At 51.0% G+C, this 20,548-nt stretch carries 17 protein-coding genes; 5 read left to right on the top strand and 12 right to left on the bottom strand.

Annotation, left to right across the window (positions count from 1 at the left end; all coding sequences use genetic code 11):
- Window positions 1-158: 158 nt before the first annotated feature.
- Complete coding sequence (locus NM686_RS08975; protein WP_255187542.1) at window positions 159-647, top strand: transcriptional repressor; 489 nt, start codon at window positions 159-161, stop codon at window positions 645-647.
- A gap of 245 nt (window positions 648-892) precedes the next feature.
- On the opposite strand, the gene NM686_RS08970 is transcribed toward NM686_RS08975, so the two are convergent.
- From NM686_RS08970 to rpsB, 9 genes are all read right to left on the bottom strand, one after another.
- Window positions 893-1,603 (bottom strand): DsbC family protein, encoded by a 711-nt coding sequence (locus NM686_RS08970; RefSeq protein ID WP_255187541.1) that lies wholly within the window; start codon window positions 1,601-1,603, stop codon window positions 893-895.
- A gap of 61 nt (window positions 1,604-1,664) precedes the next feature.
- On the bottom strand, window positions 1,665-3,029 hold the full coding sequence (gene rseP, locus NM686_RS08965; RefSeq protein ID WP_255187540.1) for an RIP metalloprotease RseP: 1,365 nt from the start codon (window positions 3,027-3,029) through the stop codon (window positions 1,665-1,667).
- Window positions 3,029-4,213 carry a 1-deoxy-D-xylulose-5-phosphate reductoisomerase gene (gene ispC, locus NM686_RS08960; protein WP_255187539.1) on the bottom strand — a complete coding sequence of 395 codons (1,185 nt, stop codon included), beginning with the start codon at window positions 4,211-4,213 and terminating at the stop codon, window positions 3,029-3,031. The genes rseP and ispC overlap by 1 nt, the downstream gene beginning before the upstream one ends.
- Window positions 4,210-5,115 carry a phosphatidate cytidylyltransferase gene (locus NM686_RS08955; protein WP_255187538.1) on the bottom strand — a complete coding sequence of 302 codons (906 nt, stop codon included), beginning with the start codon at window positions 5,113-5,115 and terminating at the stop codon, window positions 4,210-4,212. The genes ispC and NM686_RS08955 overlap by 4 nt, the downstream gene beginning before the upstream one ends.
- A gap of 36 nt (window positions 5,116-5,151) precedes the next feature.
- Window positions 5,152-5,916 carry an isoprenyl transferase gene (locus tag NM686_RS08950; protein WP_255187537.1) on the bottom strand — a complete coding sequence of 255 codons (765 nt, stop codon included), beginning with the start codon at window positions 5,914-5,916 and terminating at the stop codon, window positions 5,152-5,154.
- Window positions 5,917-5,932: 16 nt separating this feature from the next.
- A complete protein-coding gene (gene frr, locus NM686_RS08945; RefSeq protein ID WP_255187536.1) occupies window positions 5,933-6,490 on the bottom strand; it encodes a ribosome recycling factor in 558 nt (185 codons plus the stop codon).
- A gap of 1 nt (window position 6,491) precedes the next feature.
- Window positions 6,492-7,211, bottom strand: coding sequence for a UMP kinase (pyrH, locus tag NM686_RS08940; RefSeq protein WP_255187535.1), 720 nt, complete (start codon window positions 7,209-7,211; stop codon window positions 6,492-6,494).
- 81 nt (window positions 7,212-7,292) lie between these two features.
- On the bottom strand, window positions 7,293-8,177 hold the full coding sequence (gene tsf, locus NM686_RS08935) for a translation elongation factor Ts (protein WP_255187534.1): 885 nt from the start codon (window positions 8,175-8,177) through the stop codon (window positions 7,293-7,295).
- Between the two features lie 127 nt (window positions 8,178-8,304).
- A complete protein-coding gene (gene rpsB, locus NM686_RS08930; RefSeq protein WP_255187533.1) occupies window positions 8,305-9,048 on the bottom strand; it encodes a 30S ribosomal protein S2 in 744 nt (247 codons plus the stop codon).
- Window positions 9,049-9,310: 262 nt separating this feature from the next.
- On the opposite strand from rpsB, the gene map reads away from it, so the two are divergent.
- The 4 genes from map (at window position 9,311) to NM686_RS08910 (ending at window position 15,733) form a co-directional block, all read left to right on the top strand.
- On the top strand, window positions 9,311-10,075 hold the full coding sequence (map, locus tag NM686_RS08925) for a type I methionyl aminopeptidase (RefSeq protein WP_255187532.1): 765 nt from the start codon (window positions 9,311-9,313) through the stop codon (window positions 10,073-10,075).
- Complete coding sequence (gene glnD / locus NM686_RS08920; RefSeq protein ID WP_255187531.1) at window positions 10,072-12,720, top strand: [protein-PII] uridylyltransferase; 2,649 nt, start codon at window positions 10,072-10,074, stop codon at window positions 12,718-12,720. Before map ends, glnD begins: the two co-directional genes overlap by 4 nt.
- A gap of 435 nt (window positions 12,721-13,155) precedes the next feature.
- Window positions 13,156-15,063, top strand: a complete 1,908-nt coding sequence (locus NM686_RS08915) for a bifunctional diguanylate cyclase/phosphodiesterase (protein WP_255187530.1) — start codon at window positions 13,156-13,158, stop codon at window positions 15,061-15,063.
- A 109-nt stretch (window positions 15,064-15,172) separates the two neighbouring features.
- Window positions 15,173-15,733 (top strand): transglutaminase-like cysteine peptidase, encoded by a 561-nt coding sequence (locus tag NM686_RS08910; protein ID WP_255187529.1) that lies wholly within the window; start codon window positions 15,173-15,175, stop codon window positions 15,731-15,733.
- A gap of 143 nt (window positions 15,734-15,876) precedes the next feature.
- Here the strand turns inward: NM686_RS08910 and NM686_RS08905 are convergent, their stop codons facing one another.
- The 3 genes from NM686_RS08905 to NM686_RS08895 form a co-directional block, all read right to left on the bottom strand.
- Window positions 15,877-17,688: a S8 family serine peptidase gene (locus NM686_RS08905; protein WP_255187528.1), complete on the bottom strand. Its 1,812-nt coding sequence runs from the start codon at window positions 17,686-17,688 to the stop codon at window positions 15,877-15,879.
- 277 nt (window positions 17,689-17,965) lie between these two features.
- Window positions 17,966-18,904, bottom strand: a complete 939-nt coding sequence (locus tag NM686_RS08900) for a PEP-CTERM sorting domain-containing protein (protein WP_255187527.1) — start codon at window positions 18,902-18,904, stop codon at window positions 17,966-17,968.
- 382 nt (window positions 18,905-19,286) lie between these two features.
- Window positions 19,287-20,507 carry an FAD-dependent monooxygenase gene (locus NM686_RS08895; RefSeq protein WP_255187526.1) on the bottom strand — a complete coding sequence of 407 codons (1,221 nt, stop codon included), beginning with the start codon at window positions 20,505-20,507 and terminating at the stop codon, window positions 19,287-19,289.
- Between the last annotated feature and the right edge of the window lie 41 nt (window positions 20,508-20,548).

The following is a 20,548-nucleotide window of genomic DNA, read 5'->3' as shown; positions in this document are numbered from 1 at the left end:
GCCCATATCAGTTGATTGATTATAATCAAGCCTCGCAAAATAGCAGAATTTTAACGAACCCATCATCGATAACTTGAACACAGATTCGACATTAACGGTTTACTCGGCAACGATTAATCGGTATGGTTCAACCGCAGATGAATTACAGCACCTTAGACATGACGGACAATACAAGCATCGAATCATCAGGCATCGAACACGACCATAATCAGTGTATTCGAGACGCAATTTCCGTGGCCGAGCAGGTATGCACGACACGCGGTGTGCAATTGACGCCCATACGACACAAGATTCTCGAATTGATTTGGAATAGCCATAGGGCAATCAAAGCCTACGATTTATTGGATCAAATTCGCCCCATCAATGATGCGGCCAAGCCCTCTACGGTATATCGGGCTCTGGATTTCTTACTGGAACAAGGGCTGATTCACCGCGTTGAAAGCCTCAATGCCTTTGTAGGCTGCCGCAGCTCCGGAACGCAGCACGATCAGTTATTGCTGATTTGCACAGCATGCCACAACGTCGAGGAACGAGCCGCACCCGACGTTTTCGCCGCCCTATCGGAAGAAATGCGCAACGCCGCCTTCAATCCCCAACGCAAAACCATAGAAATTCATGGCCTTTGCAAGCGCTGCTCTGCCGCATGATCGCCATGGCACAAATCCGATAAACATTGATCCAGGTCAATATTGACGCCGGCTATATGACTAGAATAGGCCTCATGTCGATTGCATTCCTACCGTTGACATGATCCTCTTGAAAGATAGGTCTCTGGGCGGACGAGTTTCCTCAACCGCCCCTTTTTTTATGCGAAGCAGAATATTGACGCCATTCCGCTTCTCGCAGATTTCATAGCCTGGTTTTAATGAGGGTTCGGGCTAGCAAAGACGACTCATTCACTCGCCAAAACTTTTGCCAATTGAGCCGCCGGCACATAACCCGGCAACACATTGCCCTTTTCAGTCACGATCATCGGCGTCCCCGTCATGCCAAATGCCTCGCCCAATTCCATGTGTTGATCAATCGGGTTTTCGCAAGTTTTAGCATCCAAGGACTCGCCTTTTTTTGCCGCCGTCAGAGCCTTCCGTCTGTCATCCGCGCACCAAACCGATACCGCTTTTGCATAGGAATCAGAGCCCTTGCCCGCTCTAGGAAAGAACAAATAACGCACGGTAATGCCTTGCGCCATGTATTGATCGATTTCCGAATGCAGCTTGCGGCAGTAGCCGCAATCGATGTCGGTAAACACCGAAACCGAATGCTTGCTGTTTTCCGGCTTGAAAATGATCATGTTTTTTTCGCCGACCTTATCCAATGCCGCCTTGCGCACATCGGCCAACTTGTTCTCGGTGATGTTTTTTTTCGCCACCGCATCGTACATCTGCCCTTGCAGCAAGTATCGGCCATCTTCGGAGGCATAAAAAATACTACCGCCAGTGACGACCTCGTAGAGACCCTTGATTTCAGCCGGTTTGATGGAATCGATCGCAGACCCCGGCATGAATTCAGCGATCACTTTTTTTACGGCGGCTTCATCGGCTGTAGCGCCGCTTGCCACAACCATCGCTGCCAAAACAGCCAAAACTTTTGAAATTTTTTTCATGACGAATGCTTAATTTTTAGAGGAATACAGTGGAAAGCGAAAACCAAGGATTTGTTCGGCATTACTGAAACAGTCGATCCAAATCCAGAAATAATGCCAAGGCCATCAAGGCCATCAACAAAAACATTCCTAGTTGTTGAAAATACATCTGCAGGCGGTCGGGTACCGGACTGCCTTTAATCAATTCGACGGCATAGAACAACAAATGCCCGCCATCCAGTACCGGTACCGGCAATAGATTCAAAACGCCCAGACTGACGCTGACCAGGCCCAGAAACTTCAGAAATGCCGTGAAGCCCATTTCCGCGGATTGCCCGGCATATTGAGCAATGCTGATGGGACCGCTCAAATTATCGACCGAAGCTGTGCCGATGAACATTTTCCCTATCATTTTCAATGTGCTGGTCGCGTAAAACCAGGTTTTTTCGAAGGCCGCAGGGATGGCCGCGACAGGCGACAATGAATATTCGACTTGTAAACCGCTCAACAATTCCTTGGGTACATCAACGCCCGCACCGATCTTGCCAATCACCTTACCGTCCTGCTGAGCTTCCTTGCGCGGAATTATTTGCAATTCGACTTGCACTTCATGGCGTTCGACCACGACCTTGATCGGGGTATCAGGCTTTGCCTGCACATACTCCACCCATTGCCGCCAATCCTGAATGGCTTGCCCATCGGCACTAAGAATCAAATCGCCGCTCTGCAAACCGGCTTGTTTGGCGGCGCCATCTTCCAGCAGCTTGCCGATGACCGGTTTAATCAACGGCATCCAGGGCTTCAGCCCCAATCGTTCATTGAAGTCTTCCGGACTTTTGATATCCTCATCGACCAAGGCAATGACCCGGAATTGCTGTTGTTCATCGCTGGTTTTGACATCCACCACGATATCGCGTTGGCCATCGATGGCAGAAGAAAACACTTCGTCCAACGCGATTGACCACGTGGGCGTCGGCTTTTGATTGACTCTGAGGATTTCGTCGCCGGATTGAAAACCGGCCTCGGCCGCAAGCGTACCGGGCTGAACCTCGCCCAGAATCGGCTTCAAACCGGTTTCCCCGATGATCATGACCAACCAAAACAGGAACACGGCCAGGATCAGATTAAACAACGGCCCCGCCGCGACGATGGCCGTTCTGACCGCGACCGACTGGCGATTGAAAGCATAAGGCAAATCCTCGGGCCTTACTTCGCCTTCCCGCTCATCCACCATTTTGACGTAACCGCCCAGCGGGATGGCGGAGATAACAAATTCGGTTTGGTCCGGGGACTTTTGAAACACCCATAATTTCTTGCCAAAGCCAATCGAAAAACGTATGACTTTGACCCCTGTTTTACGGGCCACCCAGAAGTGGCCCAATTCATGAAAGGCAACCAGAATCGCGATCGCAACGATGAAATAAAACAGGGTGTGAAGGGTTTCCATTAAGCTACCAAGGTCTTGATGATGTCTCTAGCCACCTCGCGCGCATCTTGATCGGCCTGCAAAACCAATTCGAGGCTGCCGGCATCGTCCGGTTTAAACTGGGCCATGCTGCGCTCGATGATGACCGCGATGTCAGTGAATTTGACTTCTTCATTTAAAAACGCTTCGACAGCAATTTCATTGGCTGCGTTCAATACCGTTGGCATAATTCCACCAGACTTGATGGCTTCATAAGCCAATCTCAGACAAGGAAACCGTTTCAAGTCGGGTTTTTCGAAATCCATGTGCCCTACTTCGAAAATATCCAGCGGCGCCACACCAGAGTCAAAGCGCTCCGGCCAGGCCATCGCGTGCGCTATCGGCGTGCGCATGTCGGGATTACCCATCTGCGCCAAAACCGAACCATCGACATAGTCCACCATCGAATGAATGATGCTCTGCGGATGAATGACGACTTCAATCTGGTCGGGCTCCATGTTGAACAACAAGCAGGCTTCGATCAGTTCGAGACCTTTGTTCATCATGGTGGCGGAATCGACCGAAATCTTGCGCCCCATGTCCCATTTAGGATGGGCAACGGCCTGATCCGGCGTGACGCTGGACAAGGTTTCAATCGGCGTCCGTCGAAATGGGCCACCGGAAGCGGTCAATAAAATGCGGCGCGCCTGTTTGGCTGTATGGCCTGGCGTATAACCCGCCGGCATGCACTGAAAGATGGCGTTGTGCTCGCTGTCTATCGGCAGCAATACAGCGCCGGAATCGCTGACAGCCTGCATGAAGATTTGTCCCGACATCACCAAGGCTTCCTTGTTGGCCAACAGCACGGTTTTGCCGGCCTTGGCCGCCGCCAAGGTCGGCAACAATCCGGCCGCGCCGACGATAGCCGCCATCACCGTATCGACGTTTTCCAGCGTGGCCACCTGTTGCAAGGCCTCGCTACCCGACAAGACCTTGATATCCGCTACCGGCGAAGCGGCAATGCGCTGTTTGAACTCTGCCACCTTGCTTTCCATGACCACCACCGCATACTCCGGATGGTGGGCCAGGCATTGTTCATACAATGCGTCGATATTACCATTGGCGGTCAGCGCAACGACTTGATATTTATCCGGATGCCTGGCAACGACATCCAGCGTGCTGACACCGATCGAACCGGTAGCGCCCAATATGCAAATACCTTTCATTCGAATACGCTCCGTCCGATCAGCACGATACCGGCATAGAAAAACGGTGCCGCCGCAATGATGCTGTCCACCCTATCGAGGATACCGCCATGACCCGGCAGCAACGTGCCACTATCCTTGACGCCTTTGATTCGCTTGACCAGACTGAAAAACAAATCACCGTAAATGGATACCAGCACGGTCAACACCGACAAAATCAGCAAATCTATCGACATCAGGACCGCCAATTCCGCACCATCCGATTCCAAGGCCGAAAAGCCGTAATAAACGCGCAAACCTATCGCGCAAATCATCGCTGAAGCCAATGCACCATACATGCCTTGCACGGTTTTGCCAGGGCTGATTTCAGGCGCCAGTTTGTCCTTGCCCCATTTTTTGCCGACGAAATAAGCACTGATGTCTGCTGTCCAAATCAGTATCAGGAAGTAAAGCACCATTTCCGGGCCATAAAAAGATCTCAGTTTACTCAGAAACATCCAGGCCGACAGCAATACCATCCAGCCGATAAAGCTCTTGAGCTTAGGCTTGTATTCCATCTTCAGCAATTGTGGCGCTGCCTGTCGGATCAAAATCATCGCCAGCAGCCAAAACAATACCGGCACGATCACAAACCATTCCAACGCATCCGAATATTCCTTGACTTCGGGCCACTCCATGGCTTCGCCCAATACTTCCAGAAACACCGTCCAAAACGTGATGCCCAACATTGGAAAAACCAGGGCCGCCAAAAACAATAATTTTTTGCCTATCTGGTCGACCCCGGTCAAAGCCAGCCATTCCCAGGCTCCGCCCAAGGCAATGATAGCGATGAACAAAGAAAAATAGATGGCAGGCAATTGGAAAACCGCCAATATGACGGCCGTTGCCAACACCAAAGCAGTTAGGATGCGTTGTACTAACATAGTTTGCTTAATAATTATTATGGTTATGAAAAGTGCCTAAAGAATACGCTTATCGACGATTTGATCACCGGTATGGCCAAATCGCCTTTGGCGTCCCTTGAAACTCGTAATGGCTTTTTGCATCATCTCCTGATCAAAATCAGGCCATAACACATCGGTAAAATAAAGCTCGGTATAAGCCAGTTGCCACAGCAAAAAATTGCTGACCCGCTCTTCTCCGCCGGAACGAATGAACAAATCGGGCTCGGGCAAGTCGGCCGTGACCAGATGCGCGCTGATCAATTCTTCGGTAATGGTTTGTTCCTGAATCTCACCCGAGCGGATGCCGGCGACAATCCTTTCTACGGCCTGAGCGATATCCCACCGGCCACCATAGTTTGCGGCAATCACCAGCGTCAGCCCGCTGTTATTGGCTGTTTGCGCCTCGGCATTGCGAATTTTCTCCTGCAGCGTGTCCGGAAAAGCGCTCTTGTCACCGATGATGCGCAAACGGATATTGTTTTTGTCGAGTTTGTCGACCTGCGTCTGCAAAGTGCTCATGAACAGCTCCATCAGCAAACTGACTTCATCTTTCGGGCGCCGCCAATTTTCGCTGCTGAAGGCAAACAGCGACAACACCTCGATGTTTTCCTTGGCGCAATACTCGACGATTTTTCTGACCGTTTTCACACCGGCATGGTGGCCCATGATTCTCGGCATCATCCGTTTTTGCGCCCAACGCCCATTGCCATCCATGATGATGGCGATGTGTCGCGGGTTTTCGCCGTTTATTATCAATTTGCTACCAAGCTCGGCTGACATGATTGTTCTCGGTTAATTACATGGACAGCAGATCGGCTTCTTTCTCTTCAAGATGCTTTTCCACTTCTTTGATGTATTGATCGGTGAGCTTCTGAATTTTTTCCTCGCCTTGACGTGCATCGTCCTCGGAAATCAGCTTCTCCTTCAAGGCATCCTTTATCGCGGCGTTGGCATCGCGGCGAATGTTTCTGATGGACACCCTGCCCTGCTCGGCTTCGTTTTTGACGACTTTGACCAGTTCACGGCGACGCTCTTCGGTCAATGCAGGCAAGGGGATCCGAATCACCGTGCCTTGCGTGGCCGGATTCAAACCCAAACCAGAAGACATGATGGCTTTTTCGATGGCCTGCACCATACCTTTTTCCCAAGGCACCACTTTCAGGGTTCTAGCATCTTCGACCGACACATTCGCCACCTGCGACAGGGGCGATTCCGAGCCATAATAACTGACGCTGATTTGATCCAGCAGACTCGGGTGAGCCCGGCCGGTTCTGATTTTGCTAAAGGCTTTTTGCAACGCTTCTATGCTTTTGGCCATGCGCGCTGCGGCATCTTGTTGAATATCACTGATCATTCTAGTTCCTCACGATTAGAGAGCCGATATCTTCACCGCGCATCAGACGCATCACCGCTCCCGGCTCAAAAATATTCATTACCCGCATCGGCAGGTTGTTGTCTCGGCATAATACCAATGCCGTGGTATCCATCACGTTCAGGCGCTGATCGATGGCCTCGTCGTAAGTCAGACGGGGATAGAACACCGCATCGGCTACCTTGTTCGGATCGGCAGAATAAACGCCTTTGACCTTGGTGGCCTTGATCATCAATTGGGCATCGATTTCGATCGCTCTCAAACTGGCCGCGGTATCGGTGGTAAAAAACGGGTTGCCAGTGCCGGCCGCGAAAATCGCCACCCGCCCCTTCTCCAAATGTCTGACGGCGCGGCGTCGAATGTAATCTTCGCAAACCTGATTGATTTTCAGGGCCGTCATGACCCGAACGGGTTGCCCCAGATACTCCAGCGCATCCTGCATTGCCAAGGCATTGATCACCGTCGCCAGCATGCCCATTTGGTCACTGGTTACCCGGTTCAAACCTTCGGACGCTTTCTCCGCGCCGCGCAGGATATTGCCGCCACCAATCACCAATCCTACTTGAATGCCGGCATCGCATAAGTCTTTAACTTCTTGCGCCAAACGCTGCACGATATCGGGATCGATACTCCCGCCCGTCTCGCTCATCAAGGCTTCGCCGCTCAATTTAAGTAAAATTCTCTGACAAATGGTCTGACTCATAATTGAAGTATCCAGAATTGATGGTTTAACGCAACCGATTGAGAACAGAAAAAACCCGGTAGAAACCGGGTTTTCTAGGGTTTAACCTCTGACTTGCGCCATCACTTCGGCGGCAAAGTCCTCTTCTTTCTTCTCGATGCCTTCGCCGACTTCGAAGCGGGCAAAGCGCACGACTTCGTTGCCTTTCTCCTTCAACAACTGTCCGACGGTTTTGCTATCGTCTTTAATGAAGGCCTGGCCCAGCAGCGTGATTTCCGCCAGGAATTTGTTGATACGGCCAGAAACCATTTTCTCGACGATATCCGCAGGTTTTCCCTTGATTTTTTCTTCTTGTTGCGCCAAGAAGATTTCTTTTTCTTTTTCGATGGTTTCGGACGAAACTTCATCGCCGGAAATGCAGATCGGCTTGCTGGCCGCAATGTGCATCGCGATATCCTTGCCCAGTTCCGCGTCATCCTTGCTCAGTTCGACGACAACGCCAATTTTGCTGCCATGCAGGTAGCAAGCCTGGCTGCCGGTTGCGGTGGAAAATTTCACAAAGCGTCTTACGGTAATATTTTCGCCGATTTTGGCAATCAGTGCACGACGCGTATCGTCAATCGAAGCACCACTGGCCAATGCCAAAGCTTGCAGCTGTTCATCGTTTTCGACATTGCCTGCCAGCACCGCATCGACGACATCGCTAACAAAACCCGTGAAATCATCGCCTTTGGCCACGAAGTCGGTTTCGCAGTTGACATCGACCATGACGACGGATTTGTTGTCACCGGACACTTTCACACCGATAACACCTTCTGCTGCGATACGGCCGGATTTTTTATCGGCTTTGGCCAGACCCGCTTTACGCATGTTCTCGATGGCCAGCTCCATGTCGCCATTGGCTTCAACCAAGGCTTTTTTACATTCCATCATGCCAGAACCCGTACGCTCACGCAGTTCTTTCACCATAGCCGCACTAATACTCATCATTTTTTCCTCAAGTTTATTAACTAAAAAAACGCCTCACAAAGGAGGCGTTTAAAAGACCAATATCCGCTTCCGCGTTCGAGCGAAAGCGGTTTTGTCCGGCCCGCGCAGGCAGGACTACAAAAACTTACGCTTCCGCTACGACTTCCTCGACGAAATCATCTGATTTTGTACCGGCATCCATGCGCAATGCCTTGGCTTCCAGAACCGCTGCAGCGGCGCTTTGGCAATACAAAGTCACGGCACGAATCGAGTCGTCGTTGCCAGGAATCACATAATCGATATTTTCGGGGGAGTTGTTGGAGTCAACCACGCCAACCACGGGAACACCCAGTTTCTTGGCTTCCATGATGGCGTTTTTCTCGTAGCCCACGTCCAAAACAAAAATCGCATCGGGAATACCGCGCATATCTTTGATACCGCCGAGGCTGCGTTCGAGTTTTTCCAACTCACGCTCCATGCCCAGCGCTTCCTTTTTGCTGAATTTTTGGTACAAAGTACCGTCGGCTTTCATCGCTTCCAGCTCTTTCAGGCGGTTGATGGATTTTTTGATGGTCTTGAAGTTGGTCAACATGCCGCCCAACCAACGATGGTTGACGTAGGGCATGCCGCAACGTTTCGCTTCTTCGGCCACGGCTTTGCGAGCGGATTTTTTGGTGCCCACAAACAGGATCGTGCCTTTGTTGGCGGTCATTTGACCCAGGTAATTCATCGCGTCATTGAACAAGGGAAGCGTTTGCTCCAAATCGATGATATGGATTTTGTTACGGGCTCCGAACAAATAGGATGCCATTTTCGGATTCCAGTAACGAGTTTGGTGTCCAAAGTGAACACCCGCTTCCAACATTTGACGCATTGACACTGCTGCCATTATTTTCTCCTAAGATTTTGCCGAATGATTCGGCGTTGGGTTACGCCTCCGCACTGTCCCGACTGATGACCCGTTATCGCTTCAGCTTTAACAGGCACCCCATCAATCGTGCCGACAGGCGTGAGTATTAAACATAGTGAACTTATCTTTATATCATGATTACGATTTCACAACAATAGCAAGTCTGTTAGACTGCTCCAAACCAGCATCCTCTAACCTCAATAGAATCATACCAAATCACCTCAAAATACCAGACTCACTGATGAGCATCGTAATAAAAACCGCCGACGAAATCGAAAAAATGCGCGTAGCCTGCAAACTGGCCGCGGAAGTACTGGAAATGATCGCCCCGCATGTGGTCGCGGGCATCAGCACGGAAGAACTCGACCAAATCTGCCACGACTATATCGTCAACGAACAGCACGCCATCCCCGCCCCCCTCAATTATCGCGGCTACCCCAAATCGATCTGCACGTCGATCAATCATCAAATTTGCCACGGCATTCCAAGCGACAAAAAACTGAAGAACGGCGATATCGTCAACATCGATATTACCGTCATCAAGGACGGCTACCACGGCGACACCAGCAAAATGTTCTGCGTCGGCGATGTCAGCCCGCACGCGAAAAGATTGGTCGAAATCACGCGTCAATGCATGTTCCTCGGCATCGAGCAAGTCAAGCCCGGCGCGCATTTTGGCGACATAGGCCATGCCATTCAGAAACACGCGGAAAGCAACCGCTATTCGGTCGTACGTGAATTTTGCGGCCACGGCATCGGCAAGGACTTTCACGAAGAACCGCACGTGATGCATTTTGGCAAACACGGCGATGGCGCCGTGATCCAACCCGGCATGATTTTTACCATCGAACCCATGATCAACATCGGCAAGCGCCACATGAAAATCCTGCCGGACGGCTGGACCGCCGTGACCAAGGATCGCAGCCTGTCCGCCCAGTGGGAGCACACCATTTTGGTAACCGACACGGGATATGAAATCTTGACTCTGCGCCAGGAAGAGCGGTGACCAACAGCGTCTACACAGCAACCGATTTTGCCCAAGGCTTTCTGGAAACCAATCCTATTGCCGCCTTCAAAAGCGCCATCGCCGCTGAAAATCAGGATTTGAAGCGACGTTTCAGTCCCGATCGTTCGCCGGAGGATTTGCTGAACGAAAAGGCCAGGTTCATCGACAAGCTACTGTCGGCCAGTTGGACACATTTTCTAGGCGACGCCGCCAACAAACAAGCCTTGATAGCGACCGGCGGCTACGGCAGAGGCGAACTATTTCCGCATTCCGACATCGACATCCTGATCATCCTGGATCAGTCTTACTCGGATGCCATTCAGGACAGGCTTTCCAGCTTTGCCAACTTCCTCTGGGATATAGGCCTGAAACCGGGATTGAGCACTTGTTTTCTCGACGAGTGCGTTGCCTTCTCCTCGCAGGACCAGACCGTATTCACCAGCCGGCTGGAAATGCGCCTGATCACCGGCAACGAAGCGCTGTTCAATCAACTGAAGCAGGAAATCATCAACACGCCACTCTGGTCGTCGGAACGCTTCTTTCTTGCCAAAATGGAGGAACAGGAGCAGCGCTACAGCAAATATCACGATACGGCATACAACCTAGAGCCCAACATCAAGGAAGGACCGGGCGGCTTGCGGGACATCCAGATCATCGGCTGGGTTTTCAAACATCATTACAAGGCGCGCTCCTTGAAGGAGCTGATCAATTACGGCTTTTTACCCAAAGCGGAATATGACAGTCTAGTCGCCTCGCGCGACATTCTGTGGCGCCTGCGCTTTGCGTTGCATGCCCAGACCAACCGCGGCGAAGATAGATTGCTGTTCGACTACCAGCGCGACCTGGCCAGCCTGTTCGGCTTCGTCGATAAGGAAGGACAGCCCGATGTCGAGCAGTTCATGCAGTTTTTCTTCAAGACCGTCGTCGATATCGAGCGCCTCAACGAAATGCTGCTGCAACTCCTCAACGAGCGCCTGATCAGCAGCAAGGAAAACCTGACCCCCATCCCGATTACCGCCAATTTTTCCTCCATCGCCGGCTACCTGGAAGTCAGCAGCGACGATGTGTTTCAAAAAAACCCATTAGCGCTGCTGGAAATTTTTTTACTGTTGCAACAATCGCCTTCGCTCAAAGGGATACGGGCCAGCACCATACGCCTGATTCGCAAAAGTCTGCCGCTGATCGACGACTCCTATCGACGCAACAAGGACGCCAACCGCCTGTTCATCGAAATCTTGCGGCAACCGCGCGGCATCACCCACCAATTGAAGCGCATGAACCGCTACGGCGTGCTGGCGGCGTATTTGCCCGACTTCGCCAACATCGTCGCCCGCATGCAGTATGACTTGTTTCATATCTACACCGTCGACGAACACACCTTGTTCGTGATTCGCAATTTACGCCGCTTTGCGCTGGACAAACACAGCGAGGAATTGCCGTTTTGCAACAATATTTTCCTGCTAACCCCCAAACCGGACGTACTGTACATCGCGGCGCTGTTCCACGACATTGCCAAAGGCCGCGGCGGCGACCACTCCACCTTGGGCGAAACTATCGCGCGTAATTTTTGCCAACAACACGATTTACCGGCCCATGACACCAAACTGATCACTTGGCTGGTACGTCATCACTTGTTGATGTCGATGACCGCGCAACGCAAGGACATCAGCGACCCAGATGTGATCCACACTTTTGCGCTACAAGTCGGCAGCATAGAATACTTGAACTACCTGTACCTGCTGACCGTCGCCGACATTCGCGCCACCAATCCCAGCCTCTGGAATGCCTGGAAAGACGCGTTACTAAAAGAACTCTACATATCCACCCACAAGGCGCTGCATCGCGGCCTGCACAATCCCGTCGCCCGCTCAGAACGCATCGAAGACAATAAAAAAGAAGCGCAAGACGAACTACTGAAGCTGGGCATATCGCCAACCACCATAGACTCATCCTGGCGGCATTTGAGCGAGGATTACTTTTTGCGCTACTCCGCCGACGAAATCGCCTGGCACACGATCGCCATCGCAGCCTGCACCGAAACAGAGCTGCCACTGGTATTGCTGCGCCCGCAAACCCAGCGCGGTAGTGCCGAGATTTTCATTTACACCCGCAACGAAGCCCAGATTTTTTCGATCTGCACCGCGACATTGGATCAACTTGGCCTGACCATTCTCGACGCCCGCATCATCACCACCGCGGATCAGTATGTATTGAACAGCTTCCAGGTACTGGAACAATCCGGCGAAGCGATCAACGATCTACATAGGGAAATTCATATCTGCAACGCCCTGCGCGAAGGCTTGACCAGCAAACAAGTCAAAGTCGGGAAAAACATCCACAAGCAATCCAGACAGGCGCGCCACTTTCCAATCGAAACCAGCATCACGTTTCTGGATGATCCAACACATCAACACACCATCATCGAACTGGTCACGACCGACCGCGCCGGCCTGTTATCCACCATAGGGCGCGCCTTCGTGGAGCTGAACATACAACTGTATGACGCCAAAATCACCACGATCGGCAGCCGCGCGGAAGACATGTTTTATATAACGGACCGAGAAAGCTCGCCCGTCGATGACGATTCGGAAAGACAACGCATCCGCGACACAATTCTAAGGCATCTGGCGCAGGCCGAGCGTTGACCCAAGCAGCGCGTCGTCGCCAAAATGAGGTTTGCCGCGACCGCCAACAGATGCCGGCAAAACCTCAGCCAAAGCCATTATCCTAAAAACGGCAGCAAGTCCACGAAAATCACGAAAGAAATCATTGCGTTATGAAGCTTATCGACTCATCTGTTCAGTGCCGCTCTTAGGCGTGATAACTGTTTGAAACTATTCGTGATTTTTCGCGGGTTTCGTGGACCCAATGATTTTTCCAGGACTATACGCCGGGCTGAACAGGGTCAGGATGAAGCCATCAACGACGCTCTGGAGTAAAAAGCTTCAGTTTTTTCCATTAAACACAAGCAAGCTGGCAAAAAATCGAATATGCGTTTTTAATGCAACCCTAATACTCGAAAGCAGCTGCAACCGGCGACCACTCACTAAAATATCATCGCAATAACGCATACTTTGCCCATGTCTTTATCAAAACAACTGCTCATCCTTATTTCTGCTTTGTTTTTACTGATTTTCGGCGTCAACCTGATCTTAAGCATCAACAACACCAGGACATATCTGGAAACCGAATCTCAAAGCCATGCGCAGGACACCGCCACCTCGCTAGGACTTTCGTTGAGCCCTTACATGAAAAATCCCAGCGACCCGACCATCAAAGCCATGATCAGCGCCATTTTCGACATGGGCTATTACGGCGAGATTCGCCTGCTCGACGCCAGCGGCAAGGAACTGATCGGGCTCGCCAACGATAAAAAGGCCGAAGGCGTGCCGGCATGGTTCATCGACTATCTGCCGCTGTCGCCAGCCGTGGCCAGCAGCGAAATTTCATCCGGCTGGACCATCAGCGGAGTCGTTTACGTCACCGTCAATCCGGCGTTCGGCTACAGTTCGCTTTATCGACAAACCCAAACGGCGCTTTATTACTCCTTGATGGTCTTGGCCATATCCATGCTGCTACTGTTGCTGCTGTTGCGAATGACGCTGGCATCCCTGAAGCGTCTCGATCAGCTCGCGCAACAAATCGCCGACGGCCATTTCGAAACCATAACCCCTTTGCCCTGGACCAGCGAAGTCAAAAGCGTGGCGACCTCGATGAACATCATGTCGCAAAAAATCAAGGGCACCATCAGCGCGTTGAACAGCAAACTGGAAATGACCGCCGGAAAATTGTTGCGCGACGAACTCACGGGGCTATACAAAAAATCGGTATTCGAAACCGATATGAATCATTTGATCATGGAACATGGCGATGCCTTTTTACAAATCATCAAACTGGACAGCCTGCCCGAACTGGTCAAGGAACGCGGCAGCGATGCGATCGACGAACTACTGCAAAAGGTTGCCGGCCTGCTCCGGAAACAGGCCCAAACGTATCCGTCCAGCGCCATCAAAGCCTATCGTTTTTACGGCGGCGAATTTGCCCTGCTGATCGAGACAAACGACATGGCTCAAATAGAAGCCATTTGCCAAAGCTTGAGCGACGATTTTACCGAGCTGGGTAAACATTTCGGCAAACCCGACCTGGCCCATATCGGTATAGCTCCCGTCAATTTGGTGGAAACACCGGAAAGAACACTGATCGCGGCGCAAGAAGCCTACGAGCAAGCCCGGTTGATCGGCGCCAACAGCTACCACATCCGCGCCGAACGGCGATACGCCAGAGATATTTCCGCCTGGAAGGCCTTGGTGTTCGACTGCATCGACCACGCCCGCTACACGTTGATTTATACAGGTAAAACCCATGCTTATCAGCGTCATGGCGTCATCATGGAAGAAGCCGTGCTGCAAGTGCGAGACGCCGAAGGCGAGCTGGTGGCAATTGCACCGTTCATTTCCATCGCCGAAAAATACGCCAAGATCGTCGACCTCGACAAGGGCGTCGTTCAGCAAGTGCTTGAGCATATTCGCACTAGCGGCATTCAGCATGCCATCGCCGTCAACCTTTCGACCCGCTCGATCAAAAATGCCGAGTTCATGAGTTGGCTGGCAACCTTGCTCAAAAGCAGCCCCGTTGCCGCCAGACAACTGGTATTCAGTTTCTCGGCTTACGCAGTGTGCAAGGACACTGACACTTATGTCAGCTTTTTTTACAGCCTGCATCAATGGGGCGGCCGCGTCATGATCAAACGCTTCGAGCCGCAATCCATGCCACTGGAGATCAACCAACAACTGAAACCCGACTTCGTCCGCCTGGCCCGCGACATCGGCAACGGCGTCAGCCAATCCCATAAAAAACTCACTTTCGCGCACACCCTACAGGAAATGTGCCGCTTGATGGATATTGCCGTTCTAGCGGAAAGCATTCAATCCGATCAGGATAATCAGGCCTTGAACAACATAGGAATCGTGGGTGCAAGTCGTCAATAAGCTCCTGCTCACCCTACTCACTGTCGGAATTTCTTACACTTGCCTACAACTCTATGATCAACACAGCTCCGAACCTAGTCTAACGATAGAGTTACGCCTTGACGAAAATTTGCTAAACCAGATCGAGCAAAATCACGGCAGCCTGGTTCGGCAACGCTTCACGCATTGGCAGGATTTGATACAAAACGGGAAAACCGCCGCCGAAGCCGACAAACTCCGCCTGGTCAACGATTTTTTCAATCAAAACATCCGCTTTACCAATGACATTGCCCAATGGGGCAAGGAAGATTATTGGGCCACACCCATGGAGTTATTGGCTCAAGGCGCCGGCGACTGCGAGGATTTTTCTATCGCCAAGTACTTTACCCTACTGGAAATGGGCGTAGACGACAGCAAGCTGCGCATCACTTACGTCAAGGCACTGGAACTCAACCAAGCTCACATGGTGCTGACCTATTTCGTCTCGCCCCAGGCCGTGCCACTGGTTCTGGACAATCTCAAACTCGACATCAGCCCGGCAACCGATCGCAACGACCTGGAACCTGTCTATAGCTTCAACGGTAGCGGCTTATGGCTGGCCAAAATCAAAGGCGCTGGTCAACAAGTAGGCAAAGCCGCCAAACTGAACCCCTGGGCGGATTTGAAAAGAAGAATGCTGCAAAAAGACTGATGGCTTTTTTGGCAATAGCTGAAGCTATCGCACTCCAGGGCTTACGCTTCAGGAGTACAAAAGCTTTAGCTTTTTTCCGAAAACGCCAGTGTGCAAACAAAAAAACGCCGGCATTAGCCGGCGTTTCAAGCGAGCAGAAACTGCTATCGGGTGACGGTAATAGCCATCTCGCTGGTTTTACTCGCCGTGTCGGTCGCAACCGCTTTGATCGCGTGACTACCCGCCGCTACCTTTTTGGTATTCCAGTTATAGGTCAAGGTTTTATTGGTTGTAGAGCTGACCAGTTTACCGTCGATATAAAGCTGCACCTTGGCAACCGCGACATCATCATTTGCCGCCACCGCCACCGGCACTATTCCGCTGACTTTAGCCGCATTGCTTGGATTGGAAATAGCTACCGTAGGTGGTGCTTGATCGGCCACGATTTTGGCGGCTTGATTTTGTACGGTCACGCTTACCGCAGTAGAAGCCCCTTCATTACCAGCCCCATCGGTGGCTGTAGCCGTCAGACTGACGGTACCGTCCGCCATTGCTGTGGTATCCCAACTGAATTGATAAGGGGCAATGTCGTCCGTACCCACCAGCTTGCCATTGGCATAAAACGAAACGGCATCGACACTGACGTTATCCGCCGCGCTGACATCAACTTGCACCAAACCATTCACGACAGTACCGGCGTTCGGTGAAAAGATCGCCACATTAGGCGCCTGGGTATCGGCAGCCGTGGTATTCAACGCCAGTTGCACGGCAGCTGCGGCATCGACACGGCCATAACCAAAGTAAGGGTGAAAATCGACGCCGGCCACTTTAACGGCGGAGGCTTCCAAAACCTTTTCAACTTCGTCAGGCGTCAAATTGGGATTGGCCGCCATGATCAATGCGACTACACCGGCGGTGGCGGGGCTTGAAAAAGAAGTGCCGTTCCAATTACCGTAAGCTCCCCCACGACTAGTTGTCAATATAGAAACACCAGGGGCTGCCACATCGACATAGGCACCGTAATTCGACCAACTCGCCTTGGCATCCTTACTATCAGTCGCAGAAACTGAAATCATGTAAGGGTTATCTGCATAAGCAGGGTCGACGCCACTATTTCCCGCTGCCGTTACGACAACGCCACCCTTGCTACGTAGATATTGTGCGGCGGTTGAAACCGTGGAACTATTACTAACGCCAAAGCTTATATTAGCAACATCAGCGCCGTTATCAGCCGCCCAACTTAATCCACGCGTTATGTCACTGAAATAAGCGTAGCCTGTTGGATCATTAGTAATTCTGACCGGGATTATATTGGCATTCCAAGCAATGCCGGCAACTCCAGCCGCATTATTTGTTAGCGCGGCTGCAGTACCTGCAACTGCGGTTCCATGGCCGTTTATATCCGACGTATCTGCGCCGCCGTCAACCGCGTTCCACCCTGGAATCAATTTTGCGGCCAAATCAGGATGCGCTGCATCAACACCGGTATCCAAAATAGCTATGTTAATGCCGTCAGCTTTGGAAACATCCCAAGCATTAGTTACTTGTATTTTCGGCAAATGCCAAGCACTAGCATATTTAGGGTCATTGGGGACAGTAGCACTCATCTCAACAGCCATATCCAGTTCCGCAAATTCAATACGTGGATTTTTGGATAAAGCTTTTACCACTGCCTCCTCAGCATTTTCAGGCACACTGATAATGTGCACCCTTAACTTGCCAATTTTCTCTTTGACTTTGCCTTGATTACCTTTTAAGACCTTATCAAACTCTTCATCCGATAAACCCGCTTTGGGTTTCACTAAAATTTGTCCTGACTTCCAGGTTTTGCTCACAGGACCAGCCGCGGGTGGCTGTTGCCCAATGTCTTGATTTATTAGGGACTCTATGTCAGAACCCAAATATTTGGTGACATAAAGCCCCGCAGGTACGGCTAATATCGCCAAAATTGCTATGTATAAACTTTTTTTCATCATGACACATTCCTCTCAAACGGATATTCCAAGAAATCACATTCCTTTAACGTCAACTATAACCATGCACAACAATCGGACAATTGCACGGGCAATCCCTGTACCACCAATCGTTTGCCGCCACTTGCAAGCCTAAGCGTCCAGCATTAATTTTGTTGTGACGTGGTAAACATAAAGCGAAGCGATGTCAGAATTGGATTACCGAACCTTTAAAAAAAAACGCCGATGGAATCGGCGTTTTTATTGAAAATGTAAAAAATTTTGACAGCAATCAATTACATCAAAGGCGTTTCTGTTTACGAGACATTGCCAAACCTAATAACCCTACCCCCAACAAAGCAATCGAATCAGGCTCCGGCACGTTAAAAGGCGGCGTGCCACCACACTCATCTTGATGAGCCGCAGCATAGTCAGGGTTTTCACAGCCGAACTTCAAAGGGTTCCCCGTTGTATCAAAAGCCCACTCTTCAAACGTACCTTGTGAGGCGTATTCAGGAGGAGAGACAGTTTCTATGCCAAATTTGTTATACAGGTAAAAATAATCATCAGAAGCAAAATTTGCGAAAAGAGATGCTTTGAACAGAGCGACAATATCGTATTTACCATTACCACCACCTAAGATATTGTAATCTAATGTCAATGTAGTATCGACTAGTCCGTCAAGATCCCAAACTTTAGTTCCAAGATCAGCATACTTACTTACACTACCAGTGGAAGTATTAACAAACAACTCAAGCTCAAGTAGCGAGATTAGAGGATTCAATTCGGTTTTATTTCGGTTAATGACTACTGATTCTGGCTCGCCCAAGTCCAGAAACAACCGAATGTATTGTTCGCTGTTATAAGTAATACTGGTCAAATCAGAAAGTTTGACCGAATGAGTGTGGACACCTTTAATAGCGTCAAGAGGAGCTGGATCGTAGTCGGTATTAAAACCTTCCTCAACTTCAGTGTTACCGTTGTTGTTTGTTCTTAGAAACGGATTAAACGCACCCGAACCAGTACCACTATTATCTGGAGCTACTGTAAATATCCCGCCATTTATGGTGGTCGATGTGCCATAAGTAGCAGTACCTCCCGGAGGGGTTGGGTAAGGATCGTTAGCTGGGCCTGGGCCAACTAAGGCATTATTGACTGTTGCGGATTGCGCAACCAAAGGTACTGTGGCTAGGAACGTAACCATACCCATTAAAAGCAATTTTCTAATGTTCGTTTTCATAATAGCCCCCATTTTTCGCATGTATGAATTCTACTGAATAAAGACAAAGCAAAAAACTTGCCATAAAACAAAATAAAATCATATACAGCCATATAGGGCGATAAATCATTCAGAATAAACAAAAGCCTAGCACTCATTGTAAAAAAAACTGACATTTCATGAGAATGAAATCACGTCGAAGCCATGTACGCTGCGCGTACCTCTTCAAGCATCGACAGAATTAATCGAGGTACGCACAGCGTACCCTACGACCATCCCACAAAGAGATCAGAGCCCTGGAGCGGAACGGGACACACACCCCACCTCAAACACGCTTCGAAGATGGACCAAGCCCAATCGTCGCAGCAGACAGAACAAACCGCACCGAGAGCCCTGCACTCTTTCAATTCATTAAAAGACTCTCCCCTCTCGCCAACTTGGGCAATCGCCCCTCCAACCCCATCGCCGCCTTCATGACTTTGTTTCGAATGGGCGTCAGACGTTGCGCCAAACCCAGGCCGATGTTACGGATCAGCTTGACCGGCAGGACGTCGTTGCTGAAGGATTGATAGAACACATCCATCACCGTCATCATTTTCAGGTTTTCATTGCGTCGCATGGCTTCGTAACGCTTCAATACGGCGAGATCGGCGATATTTTTGCCGCGAACCTGCGCATCGATCAGCACCTCGGCCAAGGCCGCCGCGTCCAGCAAGCCGATATTCACACCCTGCCCCGCCAGCGGATTGATCATGTGTGCGGCATCACCCACCAGCGCCACCCCTTGCTTGACATAACCTTGCGCATGCTGACGCTTCAATGGAAAACTGGCAACACCCAGGATTTGCGTGATCTCGCCCAGGCAGTCCGGAAAAGCCTTGACCAGTTCCGCTTTCAATTGCTCGTAGGACAAGGCCTGCAGGCGGCGCACTTCATCGGGTGACTGGTACCAGACGATGGAGCCATAATTGCCGGGCAACGGCAAGAAAGCTTGCGGACCACTGGGAACGAAGCGCTGCCAGGTAATATCCTGCTGCGGATAAGCGGTTTCGACATAAATCACCAAGGCGTGCTGATTGTAATCCCAGCCGGTCACCCCCAGACCCACTGCCTGCCTGACGCGCGATTGACCGCCATCGGCCGCCACCAGCAGCTTCGCCTGCAGCATACCCCCGTCAGCCAGCACGATCTCGCTGCCGTGACCATCGTAATGAATCTTGCTGATCGTTTGCGGCATCAGCAGCGTCACATTGTCGAAAGCAGACAGGCGCTCCAACAACGCCAATTGCGTGATTCGATTCTCGACGATATAACCCAGCTCCGACGCACCGATGTCGTCGCTATTGAACATCGTGTCGCCCGCTTTTTCCCAGACCCGCATGCGCCGGAAAGGACAAAAGCGCTTGGCCACAACGCCTTGCCAGGCCCCTACGGCTTCCAGGATGTTGCGCGAGGCGATGCTCAGCGCGGAAACCCGCAAATCATGCGCTTGATCTGGAGAAAAGGCTTCCGGCACCTGCGCCTCGATCACCGCCACCTTAAGCGGGCTGTTACCCAAGGCACAAGCCACCGCCGCGCCGACCATGCCGCCGCCTACCACCACCACATCAAATTCTTGTTTCATATTTGTTTAACGGAGTTTTATAACATTGAGTCATGCCAGAA

The organism is Methylomonas rapida (genome assembly GCF_024360925.2).
Taxonomy (GTDB): Bacteria; Pseudomonadota; Gammaproteobacteria; order Methylococcales; family Methylomonadaceae; genus Methylomonas; species Methylomonas rapida.
The sequence above is the reverse complement of the archived record's forward strand: the minus strand, read 5'-3'. Positions and strand labels throughout refer to the sequence as shown.